This is a genomic window from Azospirillum cavernae, assembly GCF_003590795.1.
Taxonomy (GTDB): domain Bacteria; phylum Pseudomonadota; class Alphaproteobacteria; order Azospirillales; family Azospirillaceae; genus Azospirillum; species Azospirillum cavernae.
In genome coordinates this window covers 686,466-712,852 of record NZ_QYUL01000003.1, presented here as the reverse complement: position 1 = coordinate 712,852, position 26,387 = coordinate 686,466, and the positions used below count along the sequence as shown (strand labels likewise).

The window sequence follows — 26,387 nt, the reverse complement described above, 5'->3', positions numbered from 1 at the left end:
CGTGCTTATTCCCTGTGACCGGGTTCGGCGAACAGAAGATCGTGGATTTGCCGCTCCAACTGCGCGGCGCTGCCGTCGGTCGCCGACACCTGATCGACGTCGCTCACCTCGGCCTTGACCCGGCCCGGATGGGGCGACAGCAGCAGGATACGGTTGCCGATCTTGATGGCTTCGGCGATCGAATGGGTGACGAACATCACGGTGAAGCGCGTTCCCTCCCACAATTGCAAAAGCTCGTCCTGCATCTGGCGGCGGGTCAGCGCGTCCAGCGCGGCGAAGGGTTCGTCCATCAGCAGGATGTCCGGCTCCATCGCCATGCCGCGCGCGATGGCGACGCGCTGCTTCATGCCGCCCGACAAGGTGTGCGTGTAGCTGTCGATGAATTTGGTCAGCCGCACCTTGTCGAGATAGGCCCGCGCCCGCTCGCGCGCCTCCGCCTTGCTCATGTTGCGGGCGACGCAGAGCGGGAACATCACGTTTTCCAGCACCGTCTTCCAGGGCAGAAGCTGGTCGAACTCCTGAAACACCATCATGCGGTCGGCGCCGGGTTCCGTGACCTCGCGCCCCTTGATGCGGATGCTGCCTTCGCTGGGCTTGTGATAACCGCCCACCGCCTTCAGCAAGGTGGATTTGCCGCAGCCCGACGGCCCCAGCAGCACGAAACGATCCGAACTGTTGACCGAGAAACTCACCCGCTCGGTCGCGGTGACGAGGGAGGACGGCGTCTTGTAGCGCAGCGTCACCGCGCTGACGTCGAGGAGCGTGGACATGCGTTCAGCCTGCGGAAGAAATGCGGGGGGAGCGGGGTGCGGCGACGTCGCGCGGCGGCGTCAGCTTCCGTCCCGGTCATGCGCGGTCGGCAGGTAATAATCCTTCCACGAGGTCGGCATCGTCTTGATCGTGCCGATCTTGTGCAGATGGGCGGCGAAGACCATGGTGCCGTGCGGGGTGGGATCGAAATTCATCATGCCCGGCTGCTTCAGCATGGCGAGCAGATCGGGCAACGGCGTCTTGTCGCCCGACGCTTCGCGGTACATCGTCACCGCCTTTTCCGTGTTGTTGACCAACAGGTCGATGGCCTCCAACGCCGCCGCCTTGATCGCCAGAACCGCCTTGGGATTGGCGTCGGCGAATTTGGTGGTGGTGAACAACTGCGCCTGGCTGATGCCGCCGGGGATGATGTCGGCGGAATCGGCGACGACGAAGGGGTCTTCCAGCGTCTTCATCTCGTAAAAGGTGAAGGGCGGGGCGGCGAAGTGGCTTCTCACCTCGTGCGACGGGTTGGACATGGCGGCGGCGGCGTCGGAATGGCCAAGCTGCACCGTGTTGGCGTCCAGCTTCGACCATTGATCCGGCCCAAACAGCTTGGCCGCCGCGATCTGCAACAGGATGGCCTGGGTGGACACCCGCACCGTCGGCACCGCGATCTTGTCAGTCGGGCCGTAATCCTTCAGCGAGCGGATTTTCGGATCGCGGGTGATGAGCGTCACCGGCTGGGCCGAGGTGCCGATGATGCCCTTGACCCCGCCCTTGGTGCGGTCCCACAGCAGCAGCAGATTGCCGACGCCGGTGTTCAGCACGTCGACGCCGCCCGACAACAGCGCGTCGGTGGCCGCCCCGCCGCCGGAAAAGGCCACCCAATTGACCTTCAGATTGGGCAGGCCGAGCTTTTCGGCCTGCTTCTCCACCAGCTTGTCCTTCTCCATGATGTAGGTCGGCATGTAGAAGATGCCGGGCTGGCGGGTGATCGAGATTTCGGATTTCTGCTGGGCCTGCGCCGCCCCGGCCAAGCCGAACAGGCCGGTCAACGCCGCAATCCCCACGCACAGCCGTGCAAAGCGTCCCGTCATTTTTCTGTTCCTCCCCATGTGCCGTCGGCGTGTTCGCCGTTGGGAAAAACACTAATGCATTAGTGCATCGCATGGAAGGGGGATTGTTTGGCATGCGTGCGAAATGTGCCGAACGGAACCGCCGCGCGCCCGTCAGGCCGACGCGGCGGCGGTCTGCAAATACTCCAGAAAGGCGCGTTCGGCCCGGTTCAGCTTGCCCTGTTCGTTCCAAATCAAATGGACGTTCACCGGGGCGATGCCCTCATAGGGCGGCAACTCCCACAGCAACCCGTCGGCGACGTCGCGGGCGGCGATGTGGTCGGGCAGCGGGCCGATGCCCAGACCGCAGCTTATCATCCGCCGCACCTCCTCCAGATTGGCCGAGGAGGCGATGACGCGCCCGGCGAATCCTTCCCGCGCGCGGAACAGGGTCAGCGGCGACAGGGCGCCGTCGATCTGGTCGGAGGTGAAGGACACGAAATTCTCGTGGCGCAGTTCGGCGATGTCGATGTCGCGCCGCCCGAACAGGCGGAAATCCGGCCCGCAATAAAGCCGATAGGTCTGGCGCAGAAACACCACGCTGGCCAAGCCGGGAATCGGTTCGCGCAGCAGACAGATCGCCATCGCGCCGACCCGCTGTTGCAAGGCGATGTGGGCGTCGGCGGACACCATCACGTCGATGCGGAACGTCACCTTCGGGTAAAGCTGGTGAAACTCGCGCAGGGAGCGGTCCAAGCGGTCGGTCTGGATGCGGCTGGTCATCAGAAGATGAACATGGCCGCTGACCTCGTCCTTGACGTCGCGCACCAACGCGCCCAAACGCGACACGGTGCCGTGAATCGCCACCGCCTCGTCATAGACCTGCTCGCCCGCCGCCGTGATGATGAAGCGCCCCGGCCCCCGGTCAATCAGCGGGCGGCCCAACTGCTCCTCCAGCCGTTTCAGGGCCAGACTGACGGCGGGTTGCGTCAAAAACAGGCGGACGCCCGCCTTGGTGATGCTGCCCTCCTGCACGATCACCATGAAGGTGCGCAGCAAATTCCAATCAAGCTGTTGACCCAAACGGGCCAGCGCGTGGCGCTCCGCCTCGGATTCCGTCACGTCGGCGCTTCCCTCATCCATGCCTGAAAACGCGTCATCCAGCGCGCTGGCGAAAATCTAAGCACATGCCGCGTCACTGAGCAACTGCGGCATAAATCAGATTCATGGGGCAAATGAAAAATGCTTATTTGCGCGATGGTCTTTCCCCAGCGCCTAATCGCTTCATCGACCCGTCAAACAAGCGAAATCAGGGCGCAACAAAAATTCACCTGCATGATCGTCCTATCCCAAAAGACAGGGCCGCGATCATTCAGCCTGATCTTTCCCCCGTGATCCAAAAGCGGCGGACATCTGACGCCGCAAAGGAACAGGAATGAGCACGACCCAGCCCAACCGCGCCAAAGACGGGAGAGATCCGCAGATCGGCAATCTTGCCGTGCCGGACGCGGGCCTGCGCGCCGCCATTCTCGACGCCGCCGACGCCGCGCAGCCGGACTGCGTCGCCCTGCTGTCCGATCTGGTCCGCCAGCCCTCCCTGTTGGGGGCGGAGGCCGGGGCGCAAGCCCTGATGGCCGACCGCTTCGCCGCGCTGGGTCTGGAGCTTGACCGCTTCACGGTGGACGAGGCCGCGCTGTCCAAGTTGCCCGGCTTTTCCCCGCCCGTCCAACCCGGCGCTTACGCGGGGCGTGAGAACGTCGTCGGCGTCCACCGCCCGCGCAACCCGACGGGGCGTTCGCTGATTTTGAACGGCCACATCGACGTGGTGCCGACCGGCCCGGCGGACCTGTGGACCACCCCGCCCTTTGAACCGCGCGTCGCCGATGGGCGGCTCTATGGGCGCGGCGCGGGCGACATGAAGGCGGGAATCGCCGCCTACACCGCCGCCTTCGCCGCCCTGCGCGGCCTTGGTTATCAGCCCGCCGCGCCGGTCTATCTCCAGTCGGTTATTGAAGAGGAATGCACGGGAAACGGCGCGCTGGCCTGCCTGCATCGCGGCTACCGCGCCGACGCCGCCGTCATCCCCGAACCCTTCAACCACACCCTGTCCATCGCGCAGGTCGGGGTGATGTGGGTGCAACTGGCCGTCACCGGCACGCCCGCCCATGTGCTGGACACCAGCGCCGGGCGCAACGCCATCGAAGCGGCTTGGGCGCTGGCCGGGCATCTGAAGGCGCTGGAAATCCGCTGGAACGAGCCGGGCCGCCGCCATCACGCCTTTTGCGACCACGCCCACCCGATCAACATCAATCTTGGACGGATCGAGGGCGGCGAATGGGCGTCGTCGGTGCCGACCCGCTGCGTGGTCGATCTGCGGCTGGGCTTCTTCCCCGGCGAGGATCCGCGCGTGGTGCGCGACGAGGTGGCCGACGCCGTGACCCGCGCCCTGCGCGACGATCCGGCCCTGTCCGGCGTCGCCGCCGAACTGATCTGGACCGGCTTCCAGGCGGAGGGTTGCGCCATCGACCCGGCCCACCCGCTGCTGACGGCGCTGGCCGATTGCCACCGCGCGGTGCGCGGGGACGAGCCGCGCCACGTCGCCCTGACCTGCACCACCGACGCGCGCTTCTTCGCGCTGTATGGCGACACCCCGGCGACCTGCTACGGCCCCGAGGCGACGCGCATCCATGGCCTGGACGAATCGGTGTCGTTGGACAGCGTGCGCGACGTCACCCGCGTGCTGGCGCTGTTCATCGCCCACTGGTGCGGGCTGGAGCCTGTTTGACCCGTCTGACCACCCTTCTCTCTCCGTGACTGACGAGACGACCCCGCCATGATCGCTGCCGCCGCCCATCCCCCGCGCTCCACCCGCAACTGTTCCGATGTGGAATGGAAGGCCCGGACCGACCTTGCCGCCGCCTATCGCCTGTTCGACCGGCTGGGCATGACCGACCTGATTTACACCCACATGTCGGCGCGGATTCCCGACACCCCCGATCATTTCCTCATCAACCCCTATGGCCTGATGTTCCACGAGGTGACGCCGGACAATCTGGTCAAGGTGGACATCGACGGCACGCTGATCGACCCCGACAGCAACCACGGGATCAACCCCGCCGGTTTCACCATCCACAGCGCCGTGCACCACGCCCGGCCCGACGTCGGCGCGGTCATCCATCTGCACACCGACGCCGGAATGGCGGTCAGCGCCCAGGCCGACGGGCTGTTGCCGATCACCCAGCATTCGCTGCGCTGGCACAACCGCATCGCCTACCATGATTACGAGGGCATCGCGCTGGATCTGGCCGAGCGTGAACGGCTGGTCGCCGATTTGGGCGGCCATCACAGCATGATCCTGCGCAACCACGGCCTGCTGACCGTGGGCCAGGACGTGCCGGAAGCGGCGATCCTGATGTATTACCTGGAGCAAGCCTGCCGCCAACAGATCATGGCGCTGTCGGGCGGCCGCCCGCTGGTCTACCCGTCGCCCGAGGTGTGCGAACACACCGCCCGCCAATACGAACACGCCTATCCGCGCGCCGGTGTCCTGGAATGGGATGCGCTGGTGCGCTGGCTGGACAACAGCGTCGGCCCAACAGGGCCACGCTAAGGGGCCGCCCGACAGGGCCGCGTTAAGAATCGCGTTCAAAGTTTCAAAAACAAGAAAAGCATCAGGGCCGCATCACTTCACCGCAGACGCTTCACCCGGAGACGAGGACACCCGCATGACACGACCGCTTCCCGCACTCCCCCTGCGTTTTCAACGGGCCGCCGCCGCTGGCCTGCTCGCCGCCGTTCTGGCGATCCCCGCCCTGTCGGGTCTGACGGCGACCCCGGTTCTGGCGCAGGAAACGCCGGTCAAGGGCGGCGTCCTCAACAGCATCGTGCAGCCCGAACCGCCGACCCTGATGCTTGGCCTCAACCAGCAGGGGCCGACCCAGACCGTCGCGGGCAAGATTTATCAAAGCCTGCTGACCTACGATCAAAAGCTCAACCCCATGCCCTCGCTGGCGAAAAGCTGGACGGTGTCGCCCGATGGGCTGACCTACACCTTCAAGCTCTTTGAAAACGTGACGTGGCACGACGGCAAGCCCTTCACCGCCAAGGACGTGGTCTTCTCCACCAACGTCTTTTTGAAAGAGGTCCACCCGCGCGCCCGCGCCGTCTTCAGCCGTTGTGAATCGATCACCGCGCCCGACGATTACACGGTGGTTTTCACCTTGAAGGAGGCCTTCCCGGCCTTCCTGCAATCCTTTGAAGTGTCGTCGGCCCCGATGGTTCCGGCCCACATCTACGAAGGCACCGACTTCCGCGCCAACCCGGCCAACGCCACCCCCATCGGCACCGGCCCCTTCAAGCTGAAGGAATGGGTCAAGGGCAGCCACATCCAGCTTGTCCGCAACGACAGCTATTTCAAACCCGGCCTGCCCTATCTCGACGGCATCACCTTCCGCGTCATCCCCGACGCCGCCAGCCGCTCGCTGGCGCTGGAAAGTGGACAGGTGCAGCAAACCCAATACAGCGATCTGGAACCCTTCGAGGTTCCCCGCATGAAGACCCACCCGAATTTGGCGTTCAGCACCAAGGGCTATGAGTTCGTCGCCCCAATGTCCTGGCTGGAGATCAACCACCGGGTCAAGCCGCTGGACGACAAGCGGTTCCGCAAGGCCATCGCCTACGCCATCGACCGCAAGTTCATCCGCGACAAGATTTGGTTCGGCCTGGGCCGGATTCCGACCGGGCCGATCAATTCGGTGGTCAAATTCTACGACCCGAAGGTGACGATTTACGAACCCAACCTCGACAAGGCCAAGGCGCTGTTGGACGAGATGGGGCTGAAGCCGGACGCCAAGGGCGTGCGCGCCACCGTCAAGATCATGCCGATGCCCTATGGCGAAACCTGGACGCGGCTGGGCGAGTATCTGAAGCAGGCGCTGGGCAAGGTCGGGATCGCCGTCACCCTGGAAAGCACCGACGCGGCGGGCTGGAGCCAGCGCGTGGCCAACTGGGATTACGAGATCACCACCAACTTCCTCTACCAGTACGGCGATCCGGCGCTGGGCGTCGCCCGCACCTACATTTCCGACAACATCCGCAAGGGCGTCCTGTTCACCAACACCATGGGCTATTCCAACCCCAAGGTGGACGCCCTGTTCGCCGCTGGCGCGCGCGAGGTCGATCCGGCCAAGCGCCAAACCCTCTACAGCGAGGTTCAGCAAATCCTGAGCGACGATCTGCCCGTCGTCTGGCTGCTGGAGATGGAGTTCCCGACCTTCCTCGACAAGCGGGTGAAAAACGCCAACACGACCGCCATCGGCGTCAACGACACCTACGAGGATGTTTGGCTGGCGGCGAAGTAAAGCCTGAATCTCGGATCATCTATACCGTCTTGCCCCCTCCCTAACCCTCCCCCGCTTGTCAGCGGGAGAGGGGACTGCCGCCGCCATCCCCTCCACCGCCGCAGGCGGGGGAGGGAGGGACCCATGCTGTCAAGCATGGGAGGGAGGGGGCAAGGTCGCGGCATTTTTCGCACGCCGCAAGCAGGAGCCACGCCCATGCTGGGATTCGCCCAACTCTTCGCGAGCCGTCTGGTCAAGGCGCTTGCGATCCTGATCGCCATCGTGGTGATGAACTTCTTCCTGGTCCACGCCGCCCCCGGCGATCCGGCCATGGTGATGGCGGGGGAGGCCGGGGCGGCGGATGAAAAATTCGTCGCTCAGTTGCGCGAGCAATTCGGCCTGAACCGCCCGCTCTACGAACAGCTCGCCACCTATGTCGGCAAGATCGCGCAGGGCGATCTGGGCTTTTCCTACCGCCAGCAACGGCCGGTGTGGAGCATTCTGGCCGAACGGCTGCCCGCGACGCTGATCCTCACGCTGACCGCCTTCGCGCTGGCGCTGGCCGCCGGGGTGGCGCTGGGCACGCTGGCCGCCATCACCGTCGGCACCTGGGCCGACAGCGCGATCACCGTGGTGGCCCTGCTGGCCTACGCCACGCCGATCTATTGGATCGGGCTGATGATGAGCCTGCTGTTTTCCATCCAACTGGGGTGGCTGCCCGCCTTTGGCTACGAGACTATCGGCGCCGGTTACACCGGCTTGGCCCACGCCGCCGATGTGGCGCAGCATCTGGTTTTGCCGGTCGTCACGCTGGCGCTGTTCTACATGGCCGGTTACGCCCGGCTGACCCGCGCCTCGATGCTGGAGGTGCGCGGGCAGGATTTCGTGAAAACCGCCAAGGCCAAGGGGTTGACGCCGACCCGCGTCGTCACCCGCCACATCCTGCGCAACGCCATCCTGCCGGTCATCACCGTGGCGGGCATCCAGGCCGGGCAACTGGTCGGCGGCTCCATCCTGATCGAGACGGTGTTCGCCTGGCCCGGCATCGGACGCCTGGCGTTCGAGGCGGTGTTGCAGCGCGATTATCAGGTGCTGCTCGGCATCTTCCTGGTCACGTCCGTGATGGTGATCCTCTTCAACATCCTGACCGACATCCTTTACGGCCTTGTCGATCCGCGCATTCAGGCAGCCCGCTGATGAACGCCAACTCCTCCTGGGTCTTCTGGCGGGCCTTCGCCCGCAACAAGGGCGCCGTTCTGGGCCTCGTCATTCTGGCGGGCGTGCTGACGTTGGCGCTCTTCGCCTCGGTCTTCTTCCCCGGCGATCCGTGGGACATGGCGACCGCGCCCTTCCAGCCGCCGCTGTCGGACGGCGCGCCGCTGGGGTCGGACATGCTGGGCCGCGACATCGCGGCGGGCATCGCGCACGGCGCGCGGGTGTCGCTGCTGATCGGCCTGACCTCGACCGCCGCCGCGCTGGCGATCGGGGTGACGCTGGGGGCGCTGGCCGGCTTCCATGGCGGTTGGGTGGACGACGCCATCATGCGCTTCACCGAGCTGTTCCAGACCATCCCCAACTTCGTTCTGGCGGTGGTTCTGGTGGCGATCTTCACCCCCAGCCTGACCACCATCGTCGCCGCCATCGCCATCGTCAGTTGGCCACCGTTGGCCCGGCTGGCGCGCGGCGAGTTCATGAGCCTGCGCAACCGCGAATTCGTCCAGGCCGCCATCACCACCGGCCAGTCCAACAGTTCGATCATCCTGCGCCAGATCCTGCCCAACAGCCTGTCGCCGATCATCGTCTCGGCCTCGCTGATGGTGGCGACGGCGATTTTGCTGGAAAGCTCGCTCAGCTTTCTCGGATTGGGCGATCCCAACGCGATGAGCTGGGGCTACATGATCGGCGCCGCCCGCACCGTGATCCGGCAAGCCTGGTGGATGAGCTTCTTCCCCGGTCTGGCCATCATTCTGACCGTGCTGGCGCTCAATCTGGTGGGCGAGGGGCTGAACGACGCGCTGAACCCCAAGCTCGCCCGGTCGCGGGGCTGACCCGATGGATTCCCCTTTTCCCTCCCCTTCGCCGGAGACCCCCGCCATGACCACGCCTCTGCTTGACGTGCGCGGCCTGAGCATCGCGTTGCCGCCCGGCGCCGACCGCCCGCTGGCGGTGGACAATCTGACCTTCACCCTGAACCCCAACGAGATCCTGTGCGTGGTCGGCGAATCCGGCTCCGGCAAGTCGATGACCGCCCACGCCATGATGGGGCTGCTGCCGCACCCCCATGTGCGGGTGTCGGCGGGCAGCCTGCTGTTCAAGGGCCGCGACGTGCTGACCATGCCGGAGGCGGAGCAGCGTTCCCTGCGCGGCGGGCGCATCGCCATGGTGTTTCAGGAGCCGATGACCGCGCTCAATCCGCTGATGCGGGTCGGGCGGCAGATCGGCGAATCCCTGCGCGAGCACACCAGCCTGCCCGCCGCCGGACGCCGGGCGCGGGTGGTGGAGCTTCTGGATCAAGTCGGCCTGCCCAACCCGGCGGAGCTGGCCGACGCCTACCCCTTCCGCCTGTCGGGCGGCCAGCGCCAGCGCGTCATGATCGCCATGGCGCTGGCCTGCCAGCCCGACATCCTGATCGCCGACGAACCGACCACGGCGCTGGACGTCACCACGCAAAAGCAGATCCTCGACCTGATCCGCGCGATCCAGGCCGAACGCCACATGGGGCTGATGTTCATCACCCATGATTTCGGCGTGGTGGCGGAAATCGCCCACCGCGTGGCGGTGATGCGGCATGGCAAGCTGGTGGAGTATGGCGCGGCCAGCGACGTGCTGAACCGCCCGCAACACCCCTACACCCGGCAATTGATCGCGTCCGTTCCGCATTACATCGAACATCGCGCCGACCACGCCAAATCCGGCCCGGCCCTGCTGGTCGCTGAAAAGGTCCGCAAGGTCTTCCATGTCGGCGGCGGCCTGTTCAAAAAATCCAAAACCGTGGTGGCGGGCGACGATCTGTCCCTGACCATCCATCCCGGCGAAACGGTTGGTCTGGTCGGCGAGTCCGGTTCGGGCAAATCCACGCTGGGCCGCAGCATCGTCGGCCTCATCAAGCCGGATTCGGGGCGGATTTTGTTTGAGGGAACCGACCTGCTGTCGCTCGACCGCAAGGGCTTCCGCCCCTACCGGCGGGCGGTGCAGATGGTGTTTCAGGATCCCTACGCCTCGCTCAACCCGCGCCACACCATCGGCGACATCGTGGCGCAAGGGCCGGTGGCCTTCGGCGAAAACCGCGCCGCCGCCCTGACCCGCGCGCGGGAATTGCTCGCCATGGTCGGGCTGGACGGATCGGCGGCGGATCGCTACCCGCACGAATTTTCCGGCGGCCAGCGCCAGCGCGTCGGCATCGCCCGCGCGTTGGCGATGGAACCGAAACTGCTGGTGGCCGACGAACCCGTCTCGGCGCTCGACGTGTCGGTGCAGGGGCAGGTTCTGGAGCTGCTGGACGACATCCGCAAGCGGTTGGGGTTGGCCATGCTGTTCATCACCCATGATCTGCGCATCGCCGCGCAGGTGTGCGACACCATCGCCGTGATGCGGCGCGGCAAAATCGTCGAGATGGGCACCGCGCGGGAGGTCTTCACCCACCCGCGCGACGCCTACACCCGCAGCCTGCTGGACGCCATCCCCGGCAAGGGCTGGGAAATCCCGGCGGATTTGCGCCACGGCCCGGCGGGACCGAGGACCGTGGAGGCCTCAGCATGATGAAGGTCGCCATCATCGGCGCGGGCGCCGTCGGCGGCCTGCTGACCGCGCGGTTGAGCGCCACGGAGGCGGAGGTGACGCTGGTCGCCCGCTCCAACGCCGCCGCCGCCATCCGGCAAAACGGCCTGACCATGCTGACCCCGCAAAACCGGCTGGTCCGGCTGACCCCGCGCGTGACCGACGATTCCCTGTCGCTGGGGCCGCAGGACGTGGTGATCCTGTGCGTCAAGGCGCACGCCCTGCGCGGCACGGTGGACAGCGTCGCGCCGCTGTTGGGGCCGGACACCGCCATCGTGCCGATGGTGAACGGCGTTCCCTGGTGGTATCCGCACCGCCAGCCCGAACCGCTGGCCGACCGCCCGTTGACCAGCGTCGATCCCGATGGCCTGCTCTGGCGCTCCATCGACCCCGACCGCGTGGTCGGGGCCACCACCTTCGTCGCCGTCGAAGGCGATGGGCCGTGCCGGGTGCGCCACGTCAACGACCAGCGTTTCGTCTTCGGCGACATCGCCAACCGCGACCGCCCCGCCGTTGACGCCATCGTCAGCCTGTTCGGGCAGGCCGGTTTCCAGGCGGCGCGCGCCGACGACATCCGCGAGGCCATCTGGGTCAAGCTGTGGGGCAATCTGGCCTTCAACCCGTTGAGCGTGCTGACCGGCGCGACGCTGGGGCGGCTGTGCGGCGATCCCGGTTCGCGCGGGGTCGGACGCGCCATGATGCTGGAGGCCAAGGCGGTGGCCGAGGCGCTGGGCGTCCGCTTCGCCACCAGCGTCGACGACCGCATCGCCAACGCCGCCGCCGTCGGCGATTTCAAAACCTCGATGTTGCAGGATTACGAGGGCGGGCGGCGGCTGGAGCTGGACGCCATCCTCGGCGCGGTGATCGAGCTGGCCGAACGGGCGCGGGTCGAGGTTCCGTTGCTGCGCGCCATCCTGGCGCTGGTCGATCTGCGGGCGCGCGAACGGCCAAGCTGACAACCGCGCCGCCGCCCCCTCCCCGGCCCTTCCCCGCGTCGCGGGCTACCGGATTCATACATCGCCTCGTTTGGCAAAAGAGCGGAACGGAATGACTTTGGGGTTCGTCATCCCCGCGAAGGCGGGGATCCAGGCTTCATCACAGGGTTCGTCTTGCGAACTCTGGATCCCCGCCTTCGCGGGGATGACGGTTAAAGTCATTTATGTCCAATATCTTGCCTTATTTAACGATGTGTGAACGCCGTAGCCCGCGTCGCGGGAGAGGGGGCCGAACGCCGCTTTCACCCCAATCCCCTCTCCCGCGCCAGCGGGGGAGGGTTAGGGAGGGGGCCAGCAAACCCCACTCCCGTTCGTTCCAGGAGCCTTCCCCATGTCCGTTCCCTCAAACCTGCCCATCAACCCCGAACGGCTGTGGGCCAGCCTGGCCGCGATGGCCGAGATCGGCGCGACGGCCAAGGGCGGAAGCTGCCGCCTCGCGCTGAGCGACGAGGACAAGGCCGGGCGCGACCTGTTCGTGTCCTGGTGCGTCGAGGCGGGGTGCGAGGTCGCCATCGACCGCGTCGGCAACATCTTCGCCCGCCGCCCCGGCAGCGATCCGACCTTGCCCCCGGTGGTGATGGGCAGCCATCTGGACACCCAACCGACCGGCGGGCGGTTCGACGGCGTTTACGGCGTGCTGGCCGGTCTGGAGGTCTTGCGGTCGCTGAACGACCGGAGCGTCGCCACCCGCCACCCGGTCGAGGTCGCCGTCTGGACCAACGAGGAAGGCTCGCGCTTTTCCCCGCCGATGATGGGATCGGGCGTCGTCACCGGCGTGTTCGCGCTGGACGAGATTCTCGACAAGATCGCCCAGGACGGCGCCCGGCTGGGCGATGAGCTGATCCGCACCGGCTACGCAGGCGACGCCCCGACCGACCACCCGATGCACGCCTATCTGGAGGCCCACATTGAGCAAGGCCCGGTGCTGGAGGTTGAGGAAAAGGAAATCGGCGTCGTCGTCGGCGCGCAGGGCCAACGCTGGTACGAAGTCACCGTGACAGGGGTTGAGGCGCACGCCGGGCCGACGCCGATGCGCCTGCGCCGCGACGCGCTGGTCGCCGCCGCCCGCATGGTGACGGCGGTGCAGGAATTGGGATTGGACACGCCGGGCGACGCCTGCGCCACCGTCGGAATCCTCGACGTCCACCCGCATTCGCGCAACGTCATTCCGGGCCGCGTCTTCTTCACCGTCGATCTGCGCCACCCCGATTCCGCCACGCTCGCCGCCATGGACCGCCGGTTCCGCGACGCGGTGGCCGCCATCGCCGACGCGGCGGGCGTGCGCGCCGAAATCGCCGATTTCTGGCGTTTCCCGCCCACCCCCTTCAACCCGACGCTGGTGGACCGGGTGCGCGACGCGGCGCGCGGCTTCGGCTTCAGCCACCGCGACATCGTGTCGGGCGCCGGGCATGACGCGGTTTACGTCGCGGGCAAGGTCCCGACCGCGATGATCTTCATTCCCTGCGAGGACGGCATCAGCCACAACGAGGTTGAAAACATCGCCCCCGCCGACGGCGCGCGCGGCGCCGCCGTTCTGTTCGAGGTTCTGGTCGCCACGGCGGGATTCGCCCCTCGCCCCTAACCGTTCGATTGCCCGGAGTTCTCCCGATGAAATTCGTTCATCACCCCGACGCCGCCCTGCACCACCCGGCGATTTATTTCAACAAGGGCCAACTGCGCGCCCTGCCCGAAAAGCCGGAGCGGGTCGGGGCGTTGGCCGCCTTGATCGAGGCGCGCGGCGAAACCCTGATCCGGCCCGACGATAACGGATCGGCCCCGCGCGCCGCCGTCCACAGCCCGGCCTATCTGGCCTTTCTGGAAACCGCGCACGCCCGTTGGATCGCCGAGCCGGGCATGGGCGACGTGGTGATCCCGAACGTCCACCGGATGCAGCGGGTTCCCTCTTACCCCACCAGCATCGTCGGACAGGCCGGGTGGCACAGCTTCGACACCGCCTGCCCGATCGACGCCCACACCTGGACCGCGACCTGCGCCGCCGCCAACGCCGCCGTCCACGCGACCAAGCTGGTCGCCACCGGCGATGACCGCGCCGCCTACGCGCTGTGCCGCCCGCCCGGCCACCACGCCACCCGCGACATGGCGGGGGGCTTCTGTTACCTGAACCATGTCGCCATCGCGGCGGAATCGGCGCTGCCGATCCTGCGCGCCCAGGGCCTTGCCGGGCGCGTCGCCATCCTTGACGTGGACGTCCACCATGGCAACGGCACGCAGGACATCTTCTACGAACGCGACGACGTGTTTTTTGTGTCGGTCCATGGCGACCCGGCGGAGTTCTATCCGCACATGGCGGGCTACGCGCAAGAGCGCGGGGCCGGACGAGGCGAGGGCTACACCCTCAATCTTCCCCTGCCCATCGGCAGCGACGAGGCCACGGTGCTCGCCACCATCGGGCGCGCTCTGGACGACATCGCCCGCTTCGCCCCGGACATGCTGTTCATCTCGCTGGGCTTCGACACCTTCATCAACGACCCGCTGGCCGCCTTCGGCGTCACCACGCCCGGCTTCAAAAAGATGGGCGCGCGCATCGCCGCCGCCGGTCTGCCGACCGTGCTGGTGCAAGAGGGCGGTTACGCCGTGGACGACCTCGCCGCCAACCTCGCCAGCTTCCTGGATGGGTTTGAAGGCGTGACCGCATGACCGCGCCCGCCATGGGCGGAAGCAACCCGCGCGATCCGGTCAAATACGCCCTGATTCTGGCGATCAGCCTGTTTTGGGGGCTGAACTGGCCAGCGGTGAAAACCATCCTGACCCAGGTTCCACCGCTGGGCTTGCGCGCCGTCGGCTTCACGGCGGGGGCGGTCCTGATGCTGGGAGCGGCGAAGCTCGCCGGGCATCGGCTGGCGGTGGACCGGGCCGAACGCCCGGCCCTGCTGCTGGCCGGTCTGTGCAACGTGTTGATTTTCAACCTGTGCAGCGCCTTCGCGCAAACCCTGATGGCGACCTCGCAAGCCGCCATCATCGCCTTCACCATGCCGGTGTGGGCGACGCTGCTGGCGATTCCGCTGCTGGGCGAGCGTCCGGGGCCGCGCCAGATCGCCGGGTTGGCCTGCGGGCTGGCCGGGCTTGGCGTGCTGTTGGGACCGGAAGCGCTGTCGGCCCCGCCCGCCGCCCTGCTCGGCCCGGCCTTGATGCTGATCGCGGCGGTGTCCTGGGCGGTCGGCACCATCGTGATGAAGGGCCGGGTCTGGCGGGCGCACCCGACCGTCATCGCGGGCTGGCAATATGTCGTCTGCGCCCTGCCGATGATCGCCGCCACCGCCTTGACCGAGGTCCGCCCGGCGCTGGCCGATCTGCATGGCGCGGTGTGGGTCGGCTTCGCCTGGCACATCGTCTGTTCGATCTGTCTGGCGCAAGCCCTGTGGTACGTCACCGTCCGCCGCCTGAGCGTGGGGGAGGCGGCGGTCAGCACCCTGTTGATCCCGGTGGTCGGCGTCAGCGGCGCGGTGGTCATTCTGGGCGATCCGCTGACCCTGCGGCTGGCGCTGGCCCTGGCCTTGATCCTGACCGCCGTGGCCTGCGTCCTGGGGGCCGGGTCGAAAAAAACCTGAGACAAAGCTTTAAAAAACGCTGACGCGACGGGGCGGCGGTCGAATAGGCCGCACGCCTGCCCCTTGCGTTGGCCGGGGCTTTGGCGCAAAGACGTTCGGCATCGCTGTTCATCGCGCGGAGCCGCCGAAATGCCGTTTGTCGCCACCTGCGATCTGTTCGACACCTTCAAGGACTCCGCCCGCTTCCTTCAGCCGGGGCTGCGGGATTTCGGCGCGGTCACGCGCTTTTCCGGGACCGTCGTCACCGTCAAATGCGTGGACGACAATTCGCGGGTCAAAGAACTGCTGGCCACGCCGGGCGCCGGCAAGGTTCTGGTGGTCGATGGCGCGGGCAGCCTGCGCTGCGCCCTGATGGGCGACATGATCGCCGCCTCCGCCGTCAAGAACGGCTGGGCGGGCGTCGTCATCTGGGGTTGCGTGCGCGACGTCGCCGAATTGCAAAAACTCGATCTGGGAATCAAGGCGCTGGCGTCGATGCCGCGCGCCTCCACCCGGCGCGACCAGGGGCTGGTCGATGTCCCGGTCGAACTGCCGGGCGCGCTGGTCAATCCCGGCGACGCGCTGTTCGCCGACGAGGATGGCGTCGTTCTGTTGACCGCCGAACAAGCCGCAAGCTTGAAATAAGGCGATTGGCTGAAATGGTCCTACCAGAGACAGGTAATACCAGAAGAAAAGCCGCGCTTTGTTCGGACTGATCTCTGTGTCGGAACGGGCGCGGCCCCTTGCTCTTTGATTTGAGCGGGGATATATAATCACCGTGAGTTCAAGCGGGCCGTCTGCCGGTGTTCACCCAAAGGGCGGCCTTTCATTATGAGGAACCCAGCCGTGCTCGAAGCTTACCGTCAGCATGCGGCCGAACGCGCCGCCCTTGGAATTCCGGCTCTGCCCTTGTCCGCCAAGCAGACGGCCGAGCTGATCGACCTGCTGAAGGCCCCCCCGGCGGGCGAGGAGGCGTTCCTCCTCGACCTCATCACCCACCGCGTCCCGGCGGGCGTGGACGACGCCGCCCGCGTCAAGGCCGGTTTCCTGGCCGCCGTCGCCAAGGGCGCGGACAGCAGCCCGCTGATTTCCAACGTCAAGGCGACGGAACTGCTGGGCACCATGCTCGGCGGCTTCAACGTTCAGCCGTTGATCGACCTGCTGTCCGACGCCGAATGCGGCGCGACGGCGGCGAACGGTCTGAAGAAGACCCTGCTGGTGTTCGATTTCTTCCACGACGTGAAGGCGCTGGCCGACGCGGGCAACGCCAACGCGGTCGCCGTGCTGAAGTCGTGGGCCGACGCCGAATGGTTCACCTCGCGCCCGGAAGTCCCGGAATCGCTGACGCTGACCGTCTTCAAGGTGACGGGCGAAACCAACACCGACGATCTGTCGCCCGCCCCGGACGCGTGGTCGCGCCCCGACATCCCCCTGCACGCCCTGGCGATGCTGAAGAACGCGCGCCCCGGCATCGAACCCGATGAACCCGGCGTGCGCGGTTCCGTCAAGCAGTTGGCCAAGTTGCAGGAAAAGGGCAATCTGGTCGCCTATGTCGGCGACGTGGTCGGCACCGGCTCCTCGCGCAAATCGGCGACCAACTCGGTTCTGTGGTTCACCGGCGAAGACATCCCGTTCGTCCCGAACAAGCGTTTCGGCGGCGTTTGCCTGGGCAACAAGATCGCCCCGATTTTCTACAACACCATGGAAGACGCGGGCGCGCTGCCCATCGAGCTGGACGTCAGCAAGATGGACATGGGCGACGTGATCGAACTGCGCCCCTATGACGGCAAGGCGCTGAAGAACGGCGAGGTCATCGCCGAATTCACCGTCAAGTCGGACGTGATTTTCGATGAAGTGCGCGCCGGTGGCCGCATCCCGCTCATCATTGGCCGTGGCCTGACCGGCCGCGCCCGCGACGCGCTGGGCCTGCCCGCCTCCACCCTGTTCCGCCAGTCGGCGATCCCCGCCGACACCGGCAAGGGCTTCAGCCTCGCGCAGAAGATGGTCGGTCGCGCCTGCGGCCTGCCGGAAGGCACGGGCGTGCGTCCCGGCACCTATTGCGAGCCGAAGATGACCACCGTGGGGTCGCAGGACACCACCGGCCCGATGACCCGCGACGAGCTGAAGGATCTGGCTTGCCTGGGCTTCTCCGCCGATCTGGTCATGCAGTCCTTCTGCCACACCGCCGCTTATCCCAAGCTGGTGGACGTGCAGACGCACCATGAGCTGCCCGCCTTCATCTCGACCCGTGGCGGCGTCGCCCTGCGCCCCGGCGACGGCGTCATCCACTCCTGGCTGAACCGCCTGCTGCTGCCCGACACCGTCGGCACCGGCGGCGACAGCCACACCCGTTTCCCCATCGGCATCTCCTTCCCGGCGGGTTCGGGTCTGGTGGCCTTCGCCGCCGCCACCGGCGTCATGCCGCTCGACATGCCGGAATCGGTTCTGGTCCGCTTCAAGGGCGCGATGCAGCCGGGCGTCACCCTGCGCGACCTCGTCAACGCCATCCCGCTCTACGCCATCAAGGCGGGCCTGCTGACGGTCGAGAAGAAGGGCAAGAAGAACATCTTCTCCGGCCGCATCCTGGAAATCGAAGGTCTGCCGGATCTGAAGGTGGAGCAGGCGTTCGAGCTGTCCGACGCCTCGGCGGAACGGTCGGCGGCGGGTTGCTCCGTGCGCCTCGACAAGGCGCCGATCATCGAATACATGACCTCGAACATCACGCTGATGAAGTGGATGATCGCCAGCGGCTATGCCGAGAAGCGCACCCTGGAGCGTCGCATCAACGCGATGGAGGCGTGGATCGCCGATCCGCAACTGTTGCAGCCGGACGCCGACGCCGAATACGCGGCGGTGATCGACATTGATCTGGCCGACATCAAGGAACCGATCCTGGCCTGCCCGAACGACCCGGACGACGTGAAGACGCTTTCCGAAGTCGCGGGCGACAAGATCGACGAGGTGTTCATCGGCTCCTGCATGACCAACATCGGCCATTTCCGCGCCGCCGGGAAGATCCTCAACGGCAAGTCGGACATCCCGACCCGTCTGTGGATCGCCCCGCCGACCAAGATGGACGCGATGATGCTGAGCGAGGAAGGCTATTACGCCACGCTGGGCAAGGCGGGCGCGCGCATGGAAATGCCGGGTTGCAGCTTGTGCATGGGCAATCAGGCGCAGGTCCGCAAGGGTTCGACCGCCGTCTCCACCTCGACCCGCAACTTCCCCAACCGTCTGGGCATCGACACCCGCGTCTATCTGTCGTCGGCCGAACTGGCCGCCGTCGCGGCGCTGCTGGGCAAGATCCCGACCACCGAAGAGTATCTGGCCCAGGTCAGCGTCCTGAACGCCAAGTCCGACGAAGTCTATCGCTACATGAACTTCGACCAAATCCCGGCGTTCCAGGACGTCGCCGACACGGTCGAGGTCAAGGTCGCCTGACACGGTCCCATGTGACTCGTTGAATGAAAACCCCCGCCGGAGCGATCCGGCGGGGGTTTTTGCTCGGCGGCGATCCATGATTTGGCGGGTTTTACCCCAGCAACGCCGCCGCGTGGTGGCGCAGATGGTCGTCGATGAAGCTGGCGATGAAGAAATAGCTGTGGTCGTAGCCCGGCTGCATCCGCAGCGTCAGCGGATGGCCGACCGCCTCCGCCGCCGCGACGAGCTTTTGCGGCTTCAACTGCGTTTCCAGGAAGCTGTCGCGCTCGCCCTGGTCGATCAGGATCGGCAACCGCTCCGTCGCGTTGGCGATCAGGGCGCAGGCGTCCCACTCCGCCCAACGCGCTCGATCCGGGCCGAGATAACGCCCCAACGCCTTTTCCCCCCAGGGCACAGCCGCCGGGTTGACGATGGGTGCGAAGGCCGACACCGAGCGATAGAAACCAGGATGGCGCAGCGCGCAGACCAGCGCGCCATGCCCGCCCATCGAATGGCCGGAGATCGACCGCCGGTCGTTGAGCGGGAAGGCGCGCTCCACCAGTGCCGGCAACTCCCGCGTCACGTAATCATGCATGCGGTAATGCGCCGCCCAAGGCTGTTCGGTCGCGTCCACATAGAAACCGGCGCCCAAGCCGAAATCCCACGCGCCATCGGGATCGCCCGGCACGCCCTCCCCTCGCGGGCTGGTGTCCGGCGCGACGATGGCGAGGCCGAGTTCCGCCGCCAACCGGAAGGCTCCGGCCTTTTGGCAAAAATTCTCGTCGGTGCAGGTCAGGCCGGACAGCCAATAAAGCGCCGGAACCGTCGCCCCCGCCGCCGCGTCAACCTGCGGCGGCAAGAACAGGGCGAAGGTCATGGCGCAGCCCAGCGTCGCCGATTCATGGCGAAGCCGCAGCAGACGCCCGCCGAACACGCGGGTTTCCGACAGTTGGGTGACATCCCCGGTCATGATTGGACTCACTGGTTGTAGAGGATGACCGACCGGATGCTCTTGCCCTCATGCATCAGATCGAACGCCTCGTTGATGCGGTCCAGACCCATGGTGTGGGTGATGAAGGTGTCGAGTTCAAACTCGCCCGCCAGATAGCGATCCACATAACCCGGCAGCTCGCTGCGCCCGCGCACGCCGCCAAAGGCCGAGCCGCGCCACACCCGCCCGGTGACGAGCTGGAAGGGCCGGGTGGAAATCTCCTCGCCCGCCCCGGCGACGCCGATGATGACCGACTCGCCCCAGCCCTTGTGGCAGCATTCCAGGGCGGCGCGCATGACGTTGACGTTGCCGATGCACTCAAACGAGTAATCGACGCCGCCGTCGGTCATCTCGACCAGAACCTCTTGGATCGGGCGGTCGAAATTCTTCGGGTTGACGACGTCGGTGGCGCCCAACTGTTTGGCGATCTCGAACTTCGATTCGTTGATGTCGATGCCGATGATGCGCGAGGCCTTGGCCATGGTCGCGCCGATGATCGCCGACAGGCCGATGCCGCCCAGACCGAAGATGGCGACGGTCGATCCCGGTTCCACCTTCGCCGTGTTCATGACGGCGCCCATGCCGGTGGTGACGCCACAACCCAACAGGCAGACCTTTTCCAGCGGCGCCGCCTTGTTGATCTTGGCCAGCGCGATTTCCGGCAGCACGGTGTATTCGGAGAAGGTCGAGGTGCCCATGTAATGGGCGATGGATTGCCCCTTCAGCGAAAAACGGCTGGTGCCGTCGGGCATCAGGCCCTTGCCCTGGGTGGCGCGGATCGCTTGGCACAGGTTGGTCTTGCCCGACAGGCAGAATTTGCATTTTCCGCATTCGGGCGTGTAGAGCGGAATCACATGGTCGCCGACGGCGACGGAGGTCACGCCCGGCCCAACCTCCACCACCACGCCGCCGCCTTCATGACCGAGGATGCAGGGGAAAATGCCTTCGGAATCCTTGCCCGACAGGGTGTAGGCGTCGGTGTGGCAAACGCCGGTGGCGACGATGCGGACCATCACCTCGCCCGCCTTGGGGGCGGCCACCTCGACCTCTTCGATTTCCAACGGACGGTTGGCTTCCCAAGCGACGGCGGCGCGTGACAGGACCATGCGGGTTTCCTTCCCAAAGCAAAAACAACGGCGTTGACCGCCAGTGTAAACCGGCGGCGGTCATTGCCAAAACGGCGAATTCAGGGATAGATTTTTGCCATACAGGGACAATGGGGCGCGGCATGAGCGGCTGGGACGGCATCGACGAGTTTGTGGCGGTGGCCGACACCGGCAGCTTTTCCCGCGCGGCGGAACGGTTGCGCGTCTCCTCCTCCCACGTCAGCCGCAGCGTGGCGCGGCTGGAGGATCGCTTGCAGGCCCGCCTGTTCTATCGCACCACCCGCAAGGTCAGCCTGACCGAAAGCGGTCGGGCCTTTTTCGCCCGCTGCCAGCGCCTGATCGACGAGCGCGACGAGGCGGTTCTGGCCATCGGCGATCTTCAGGGCGGCGGCGAGGGCGCGGTCAAGGGGTTGCTGCGCATGACCTGCGCCACCGCCTATGGCGAGCAATTCGTCGTTCCGCTGGTCAACGACCTGATGGAGCGTCATCCGCTGCTGAGCGTCGAGATCGACTTGACCAATCGCCCGCTGGATCTGGTGCAGGAGGGCTTCGATCTGGCGATCCGGTTGGGGCGGTTGGGCGATTCCAGTCTGGTCGCCACCCGCGTCGCGCCGCGCGTCATGCATCTGTGCGCCGCCCCCGCCTATCTGGCCCGGCACGGCGCGCCAGCCAGCCTGACCGATTTGGCCGCGCATGAGTGCCTGATCGGCACCGCTGACCATTGGCTGTTCGACGATGGCGGGCGGGATTGGCTGTTCCGCCCACGCGGGCGTTGGCGCTGCAACAGCGGTTTTTCGGTGCTGGACGCCGCGCTGCGCGGCTTTGGCCTCTGCCAATTGCCCGATTATTACGTCAAGGCCCCCATCGCCGATGGGCGGCTGGTCTCGCTGCTGCCCCAGCACATTCCACCCAACACCGCCGTTTGGGCCGTTTACCCGCAAAAGCGTCACGCCCCGCCCAAGGTCCACGCCGCCATCCGCCATTTGAAGGAAGGGTTGGCGCGGCGGCCCGAATATCGCTGACAGAATCGCTATTAAGAATGATTTGCAATTAGAGCGCCCGCATTTTACGCTCCCTCCCGTTCACCCTGAACAGGAGCCGTCGATGCCGACCACCCCCACCTTCACCGACCACCGCAAGCGCCTTGCCGAACTCAAGACGGCGGAAAATCTGGTGGTGATGACCTTGCGCCTGTGGGCCGAACCGTTGCGGGATCCCGAAAAGGCGCATCCGCATTGGCAAGACGGCTTGACCGCCGCCGGACTGTCCAACGACGCGGCGGTCGCCTTCGACACGGTGATGCGCGTCACCATCGCCGCCGCGCTGCGCCCGCTGGACGTCCACCGCCCGACCTGCCCGTCGCTGGGAACCGACGAGGCGCGGTTGCTGGGCATGATCCGCCTGATCCAACAGGACCGGCACGGCGACGCCGGGGTTTTGCTGGCGGATTGGCTGGCGATGTCGGGGGTCCGCATGGCGCTGGCCCCGCTGTGCATCCTGGCCCACGCGCTGGAACGGGCTGGTCTGTCTCTGCCGACGCCGCGCGAGCACGCTTCGGACGCCGGTCGGGTGATCGACTTCCCGCAATCCCGGCGGATGGCCCGAACCGACCCCGGCGCCCGGCTGCTTCACTGATCCGCCGCGACGCCCCGGCTCTTGCCCCCCGTCACATCACCGCGCCCAACTGCCAGGGCACGAACTCGTTGTCGCCCATGCCGTGCGCCTCGCTGCGGGTGGGCGCGCCGGACGCGGTGTCGAGCATCAGTTGGAACAGCGCCGCCCCGGCTTCGGCGACGCTGACGCCATCGTCCAGGATGATTCCGGCGTTGAAATCCATGTCCAGGCTCATGCGCCGGAACAGCGCGCTGTTGGTGGCGAGCTTCAGCGAGGGGGTCGGCTTGCAGCCATAGGTCGATCCGCGCCCGGTGGTGAAGCAGATCAACGTCGCCCCGCCCGCCACCTGCCCGGTCGCCGACACCGGGTCGTAACCGGGCGTGTCCATGAAGACCAGACCCTGGGGCGCCGCCGGTTCGGCGTAATCGACCACGCCCATCAACCCAGTGCCGCCCGCTTTGGCCACCGCGCCCAGCGATTTTTCCAGAATGGTGGTGATGCCGCCCGCCTTGTTGCCGGGGGACGGGTTGTTGTTCATGTCGCCCTTGTGCATCCGGGTGTAGTCCTCCCACCAACGGATTTGCCCCAGCAGCTTGTCGGCGATGGCCGGGCTGGCGGCGCGCGCGGTCAACAGATGCTCGGCCCCGTAAATCTCCGGCGTTTCCGACAGGATGGCGGTGCCGCCCTGCCGCACCAGCAGATCGACCGCCGCGCCCAAGGCCGGGTTGGCGGTGATGCCGGAATAGCCGTCGGAACCGCCGCATTGCAGCCCGACCGTCAGATGACGCGCCGGAACCGTCTGGCGGGTGACGGCGTTGGCGGCGGGCAGCATGGCCTTGACCAGGGCGACGCCGCGCTCCACCGTTTCGCGGGTGCCGCCCTCGTCCTGGATGGTCAGGCGGGCGAGCAGACCCTCGGGGCGCGGAGCGAGGCTGTCGGCCAGCGGGGCGAGCTGGTTGACCTCGCAACCCAGGCCGATCAGCAGGATTCCGGCGAAGTTCGGGTGATCGGCGTAGCCGCGCAGGGTGCGGCGCAGGATCGCCAGCCCCTCGCCGCTGCCGCTCATGCCGCAACCGCTGCCGTGGGTGATGGCGACGACGCCGTCAACGTTGGGAAACTCGGCCAGCGCGTCGCCCTTGAAGGCTTCGGCGATGTAGCGGCAGACGGTGGCGGAGCAATTCACGCTGGCGATGACGCCGATGTAATTGCGCGTGCCGACTTTGCCGGACGAGCGGACGATGCCCTGAAACGTCGCGTCCTCCGTCACCGTCGTTGGTTGGTAGGCGCCGCCGATGGCCTCGTCGAGCCGGGCGTCGCCCATGCCCAGATTGTGGACATGGACATGCGCGCCCGCCTCGATCGGCTGCGTCACGCTGCCGATGACCTGCCCGTATTTCAGCACCGGCGCGCCAAGGTCGAGCGCCCGCAGCGCGATCTTGTGGCCGCTGGGGATGGCGTCGCGCGCCACGCCGGTGAAATCGCCGACCTGCACGGGGCTTCCCGCCGCAATCTCGCGGGTGGCGACGGCGACGGAATCGGCGGGGTTCAGCAGGATGAGAGCGGGCGCGGTCATCGGTTCGGCGTCCTTTTGAGGCGGGTCAGGTTAGAGGCGGGTCAGGGCGGCGCGCAAACGCGCCTGCGGGATGGACAGAGACAAATCGGCGGCCAGCGCCACAACAGGGGCCAGACGGCGTTGGATCTTGTCGGCGTGGTTTTGCGCGATGTCGGCCAAACGGTGATCCAGGAAGGGATTGAGGAAACGGTCGCGCACGCTGTCGCGGTAGGCTTCGGCCTCCGCCCCCTGGCCCAGCGCGGCGAAGACCGGCAAGACCTCCTCCCGCCACAGCGCTTCCAGATCGTCGCGGATGGCCGTGGCGTTCATCGCCTGGAACACGGTTTCCTCCGGCGCGCGCCCCTCCCTCAGCCAGCCGTCGGCCAGCCAGGTGTGACCAAGGTTGAGCAGATGCAGCTTCAACCGCTCCACCGGGGCCAGCTCGTCCACCAGTTGGATCGCCGGGTGAGTGCAAGGCAGAGTCAAACCGTCTTGCCGTTCGATGGCCCACAGGGCGTAGGGTTCGGCCACCGCGCCGACCGGGCGCAACGGCTCCGACACGATGCGGTCCACCAGACTGTTGGCCCAGCGGCAATCCTCGGACAGATAGCGCAAAAAGGCGTCGGGCAGGCCCCAGGCGGCGGCGAGATCGCCGACGATCCGCTTCAACTGGTCGCCGTTGCGCGACACCAATTCGCAGGGAAACAGCGACAGGGGCGCCGCCCCGTTCCGCCAACGGTGATGCAGCAGAACCAGCAGCTTGGCCGGAAAGCTGCGCGGGGCTTGGTCGGGCTGGTCGAGCAGCGACGGCCCGTCGGCGGGATCCAAATGATAGCCCCGGTCGCCGGTGTTCGACAGGATGACCCGAACCTCCCCCGCCGCCAAGTCGCGCAGGCGCCGCCAATCGCGTTGCGCCTGAAAGGCGGCGGCGACGGCGTGGCAGCGCTGTTCCGCATCAATCACCGCGCCGTTGTGCCGCCCGCGCACCCGCACCGGATAACCGGCGCCATCCGCCAGCGCGGCGATTCGGGTGGCGCTGTCGGCGCTGTCGGTCGTCTGCACCACGGCGATGCGGCCCAGCGCCTCCCCCCGTTCCAGCGCTTCGGACACGAACAGGTCGGCGTGGGCTTGCAGGAAACGGCTGGTGCCGAATTGCAGGATCGGGGTGGCGTCGGTCATCGTCTCAGCACTCCACCAGCGCCTTGACCACCCCGGCGGACGGGGCCAGCAGATCGGCGAACAGCTCCGGCACCTCGGCCAGCGTCATCCGGTGGGTGTTCAGCGCGGCGTCGGGGATTTGGCCCGCCCGCATCGCCGTCAACACGGTGTCGAAATCCTCCACCGTCGCGTTGCGGCTGCCCATCAGCGTCATTTCCCGCTTGTGGAATTCGGGATCGGAAAAGCCGATGGTCGCGCCGACGATGGACACCAGCACATAGGTGCCGCCATGGGCGACGAATTGGAAGCCGCGCTCCATCGCCTTGGGGTTGCCGGTGGCGTCGAACACCCGGTCGAAAAACACCCCGTCGGTCAGCGCCGACAATTCGGCCTCGTCGGTCGGGCTGAGTTGGACGGCGGCGGCGATGGGCAGATGGGCGCGGCCAAAGGCCAGCCGATCCGCGCGCCCGTCCAGCAGGGTGACGGCGGCGCCGCGCAGCCCCGCGAAGATCGCCACCGCCATGCCGATGGGGCCGGCCCCGACGACCAGAACGCGCTGCCCGGCCTCGACCTGCCCGCGCCGGACGGCGTGCGCGCCGATGGCGAGGAACTCCAGCATCGCCGCCTGATCCAGCGTGATGCCGTCGGCCTTGTGCACGAAGGCTTCGGGCAGGCTGAGATATTCGGTGAAGGCGCCGTCGCGGTGAACGCCCAAAACCTGGATGTTCTGGCAGCAGTTGGTTTTGCCCTGGCGGCAGGCGTGGCAGGCGCCGCAGGACAGATAGGGCATGACGAACACCGGGTCGCCCGCCGCCAAGCGGCTGCCGTCCGGCGCCTCCTCGACGATGCCGGACAGCTCATGGCCCATGACGCGGGGGTACTGCAAATAGGGCTGGTTGCCGGTGAAGATGTGCAGATCGGTGCCGCAGACGCCGACGCGCTTCACCCGCAGCAGAATCTCCCCGTCGCCGCGCGTCGGCTTGGCTCGGGTTTCCGCGCGCAGCGCGCCGGGGGTGTCGCAAATGACGGTCAGCATGAGAAAGCCTCGACAGGAAAAAGGGCGGAGGGGCCGGGGAACG

Annotated in this window: 22 protein-coding genes; 14 read left to right on the top strand and 8 right to left on the bottom strand. The window is 66.8% G+C overall.

Annotated features, from left to right (window positions below; translation table 11 throughout):
- Positions 1-5: 5 nt before the first annotated feature.
- From D3877_RS22945 to D3877_RS22935, 3 genes are all read right to left on the bottom strand, one after another.
- The gene (locus D3877_RS22945; protein WP_119833065.1) at positions 6-770 is read right to left on the bottom strand and encodes an ABC transporter ATP-binding protein; all 765 of its coding nucleotides are present in this window, start codon (positions 768-770) and stop codon (positions 6-8) included.
- 60 nt (positions 771-830) lie between these two features.
- Positions 831-1,850: an ABC transporter substrate-binding protein gene (locus D3877_RS22940; RefSeq protein WP_119833064.1), complete on the bottom strand. Its 1,020-nt coding sequence runs from the start codon at positions 1,848-1,850 to the stop codon at positions 831-833.
- 132 nt (positions 1,851-1,982) lie between these two features.
- Positions 1,983-2,951, bottom strand: a complete 969-nt coding sequence (locus D3877_RS22935; RefSeq protein ID WP_238475035.1) for a LysR family transcriptional regulator — start codon at positions 2,949-2,951, stop codon at positions 1,983-1,985.
- Between the two features lie 292 nt (positions 2,952-3,243).
- Between D3877_RS22935 and D3877_RS22930 the strand changes: the two genes are divergently transcribed.
- From D3877_RS22930 to acnB, 12 genes are all read left to right on the top strand, one after another.
- Positions 3,244-4,593: a M20 family metallopeptidase gene (locus D3877_RS22930; RefSeq protein ID WP_119833063.1), complete on the top strand. Its 1,350-nt coding sequence runs from the start codon at positions 3,244-3,246 to the stop codon at positions 4,591-4,593.
- A 48-nt stretch (positions 4,594-4,641) separates the two neighbouring features.
- Positions 4,642-5,418, top strand: a complete 777-nt coding sequence (locus tag D3877_RS22925; protein WP_119833062.1) for a class II aldolase/adducin family protein — start codon at positions 4,642-4,644, stop codon at positions 5,416-5,418.
- A gap of 115 nt (positions 5,419-5,533) precedes the next feature.
- Positions 5,534-7,168: an ABC transporter substrate-binding protein gene (locus D3877_RS22920; RefSeq protein WP_119833061.1), complete on the top strand. Its 1,635-nt coding sequence runs from the start codon at positions 5,534-5,536 to the stop codon at positions 7,166-7,168.
- 195 nt (positions 7,169-7,363) lie between these two features.
- Positions 7,364-8,344, top strand: a complete 981-nt coding sequence (locus D3877_RS22915; protein ID WP_119833060.1) for an ABC transporter permease — start codon at positions 7,364-7,366, stop codon at positions 8,342-8,344.
- A complete protein-coding gene (locus D3877_RS22910; protein ID WP_119833059.1) occupies positions 8,344-9,195 on the top strand; it encodes an ABC transporter permease in 852 nt (283 codons plus the stop codon). The genes D3877_RS22915 and D3877_RS22910 overlap by 1 nt, the downstream gene beginning before the upstream one ends.
- A gap of 46 nt (positions 9,196-9,241) precedes the next feature.
- Entirely contained in the window at positions 9,242-10,906 is a 1,665-nt protein-coding gene (locus tag D3877_RS22905) for an ABC transporter ATP-binding protein (RefSeq protein ID WP_119833058.1), read from the top strand.
- Positions 10,903-11,880: a ketopantoate reductase family protein gene (locus tag D3877_RS22900; RefSeq protein ID WP_238475034.1), complete on the top strand. Its 978-nt coding sequence runs from the start codon at positions 10,903-10,905 to the stop codon at positions 11,878-11,880. Before D3877_RS22905 ends, D3877_RS22900 begins: the two co-directional genes overlap by 4 nt.
- 370 nt (positions 11,881-12,250) lie before the next feature.
- A complete protein-coding gene (locus D3877_RS22895; protein WP_119833057.1) occupies positions 12,251-13,501 on the top strand; it encodes a Zn-dependent hydrolase in 1,251 nt (416 codons plus the stop codon).
- Positions 13,502-13,527: 26 nt separating this feature from the next.
- Positions 13,528-14,577 carry a histone deacetylase family protein gene (locus D3877_RS22890; protein WP_119833056.1) on the top strand — a complete coding sequence of 350 codons (1,050 nt, stop codon included), beginning with the start codon at positions 13,528-13,530 and terminating at the stop codon, positions 14,575-14,577.
- Positions 14,574-15,488 (top strand): DMT family transporter, encoded by a 915-nt coding sequence (locus tag D3877_RS22885; protein ID WP_119833055.1) that lies wholly within the window; start codon positions 14,574-14,576, stop codon positions 15,486-15,488. The genes D3877_RS22890 and D3877_RS22885 overlap by 4 nt, the downstream gene beginning before the upstream one ends.
- A 129-nt stretch (positions 15,489-15,617) precedes the next feature.
- Entirely contained in the window at positions 15,618-16,112 is a 495-nt protein-coding gene (gene rraA / locus D3877_RS22880) for a ribonuclease E activity regulator RraA (RefSeq protein ID WP_119833054.1), read from the top strand.
- Between the two features lie 201 nt (positions 16,113-16,313).
- Positions 16,314-18,908, top strand: coding sequence for a bifunctional aconitate hydratase 2/2-methylisocitrate dehydratase (gene acnB / locus D3877_RS22875; protein WP_119833053.1), 2,595 nt, complete (start codon positions 16,314-16,316; stop codon positions 18,906-18,908).
- Between the two features lie 91 nt (positions 18,909-18,999).
- Here the strand turns inward: acnB and fghA are convergent, their stop codons facing one another.
- Together fghA and D3877_RS22865 are read right to left on the bottom strand one after the other, a co-directional pair.
- Positions 19,000-19,857 carry an S-formylglutathione hydrolase gene (gene fghA / locus D3877_RS22870; RefSeq protein WP_119833052.1) on the bottom strand — a complete coding sequence of 286 codons (858 nt, stop codon included), beginning with the start codon at positions 19,855-19,857 and terminating at the stop codon, positions 19,000-19,002.
- 8 nt (positions 19,858-19,865) lie between these two features.
- Positions 19,866-20,984, bottom strand: a complete 1,119-nt coding sequence (locus D3877_RS22865; protein WP_119833051.1) for an S-(hydroxymethyl)glutathione dehydrogenase/class III alcohol dehydrogenase — start codon at positions 20,982-20,984, stop codon at positions 19,866-19,868.
- Between the two features lie 122 nt (positions 20,985-21,106).
- Between D3877_RS22865 and D3877_RS22860 the strand changes: the two genes are divergently transcribed.
- Together D3877_RS22860 and D3877_RS22855 are read left to right on the top strand one after the other, a co-directional pair.
- A complete protein-coding gene (locus D3877_RS22860) occupies positions 21,107-22,006 on the top strand; it encodes a LysR family transcriptional regulator (RefSeq protein WP_119833177.1) in 900 nt (299 codons plus the stop codon).
- An 82-nt stretch (positions 22,007-22,088) separates the two neighbouring features.
- Positions 22,089-22,619 carry a hypothetical protein gene (locus tag D3877_RS22855; protein WP_199720900.1) on the top strand — a complete coding sequence of 177 codons (531 nt, stop codon included), beginning with the start codon at positions 22,089-22,091 and terminating at the stop codon, positions 22,617-22,619.
- Between the two features lie 31 nt (positions 22,620-22,650).
- Here D3877_RS22855 and D3877_RS22850 read toward each other — a convergent pair whose 3' ends face one another.
- Genes D3877_RS22850 through D3877_RS22840 form a run of 3 tightly spaced genes read right to left on the bottom strand, consistent with a single transcriptional unit; the run spans position 22,651 to position 26,344 of the window.
- Positions 22,651-24,171 carry a UxaA family hydrolase gene (locus D3877_RS22850; protein WP_119833050.1) on the bottom strand — a complete coding sequence of 507 codons (1,521 nt, stop codon included), beginning with the start codon at positions 24,169-24,171 and terminating at the stop codon, positions 22,651-22,653.
- Positions 24,172-24,201: 30 nt separating this feature from the next.
- Positions 24,202-25,329, bottom strand: coding sequence for a mannitol dehydrogenase family protein (locus D3877_RS22845; RefSeq protein ID WP_119833049.1), 1,128 nt, complete (start codon positions 25,327-25,329; stop codon positions 24,202-24,204).
- Between the two features lie 4 nt (positions 25,330-25,333).
- The gene (locus tag D3877_RS22840) at positions 25,334-26,344 is read right to left on the bottom strand and encodes a zinc-binding alcohol dehydrogenase family protein (protein ID WP_119833048.1); all 1,011 of its coding nucleotides are present in this window, start codon (positions 26,342-26,344) and stop codon (positions 25,334-25,336) included.
- Positions 26,345-26,387: the final 43 nt, after the last annotated feature.

Coding starts and splice junctions, on each gene's coding strand:
- D3877_RS22895 (WP_119833057.1), top strand. CDS start 12,251: ATGTCCGTTCCCTCAAACCTGCCCATCAACCCCGAACGGCTGTGGGCC.
- D3877_RS22905 (WP_119833058.1), top strand. CDS start 9,242: ATGACCACGCCTCTGCTTGACGTGCGCGGCCTGAGCATCGCGTTGCCG.
- rraA (WP_119833054.1), top strand. CDS start 15,618: ATGCCGTTTGTCGCCACCTGCGATCTGTTCGACACCTTCAAGGACTCC.
- D3877_RS22865 (WP_119833051.1), bottom strand. CDS start 20,984: ATGGTCCTGTCACGCGCCGCCGTCGCTTGGGAAGCCAACCGTCCGTTG.
- D3877_RS22885 (WP_119833055.1), top strand. CDS start 14,574: ATGACCGCGCCCGCCATGGGCGGAAGCAACCCGCGCGATCCGGTCAAA.
- D3877_RS22920 (WP_119833061.1), top strand. CDS start 5,534: ATGACACGACCGCTTCCCGCACTCCCCCTGCGTTTTCAACGGGCCGCC.
- D3877_RS22845 (WP_119833049.1), bottom strand. CDS start 25,329: ATGACCGACGCCACCCCGATCCTGCAATTCGGCACCAGCCGTTTCCTG.
- D3877_RS22925 (WP_119833062.1), top strand. CDS start 4,642: ATGATCGCTGCCGCCGCCCATCCCCCGCGCTCCACCCGCAACTGTTCC.
- D3877_RS22890 (WP_119833056.1), top strand. CDS start 13,528: ATGAAATTCGTTCATCACCCCGACGCCGCCCTGCACCACCCGGCGATT.
- D3877_RS22940 (WP_119833064.1), bottom strand. CDS start 1,850: ATGACGGGACGCTTTGCACGGCTGTGCGTGGGGATTGCGGCGTTGACC.
- D3877_RS22850 (WP_119833050.1), bottom strand. CDS start 24,171: ATGACCGCGCCCGCTCTCATCCTGCTGAACCCCGCCGATTCCGTCGCC.
- D3877_RS22910 (WP_119833059.1), top strand. CDS start 8,344: ATGAACGCCAACTCCTCCTGGGTCTTCTGGCGGGCCTTCGCCCGCAAC.
- D3877_RS22840 (WP_119833048.1), bottom strand. CDS start 26,344: ATGCTGACCGTCATTTGCGACACCCCCGGCGCGCTGCGCGCGGAAACC.
- D3877_RS22945 (WP_119833065.1), bottom strand. CDS start 770: ATGTCCACGCTCCTCGACGTCAGCGCGGTGACGCTGCGCTACAAGACG.
- D3877_RS22915 (WP_119833060.1), top strand. CDS start 7,364: ATGCTGGGATTCGCCCAACTCTTCGCGAGCCGTCTGGTCAAGGCGCTT.
- D3877_RS22900 (WP_238475034.1), top strand. CDS start 10,903: ATGATGAAGGTCGCCATCATCGGCGCGGGCGCCGTCGGCGGCCTGCTG.
- D3877_RS22935 (WP_238475035.1), bottom strand. CDS start 2,951: ATGGATGAGGGAAGCGCCGACGTGACGGAATCCGAGGCGGAGCGCCAC.
- D3877_RS22860 (WP_119833177.1), top strand. CDS start 21,107: ATGAGCGGCTGGGACGGCATCGACGAGTTTGTGGCGGTGGCCGACACC.
- D3877_RS22930 (WP_119833063.1), top strand. CDS start 3,244: ATGAGCACGACCCAGCCCAACCGCGCCAAAGACGGGAGAGATCCGCAG.
- D3877_RS22855 (WP_199720900.1), top strand. CDS start 22,089: ATGCCGACCACCCCCACCTTCACCGACCACCGCAAGCGCCTTGCCGAA.
- fghA (WP_119833052.1), bottom strand. CDS start 19,857: ATGACCGGGGATGTCACCCAACTGTCGGAAACCCGCGTGTTCGGCGGG.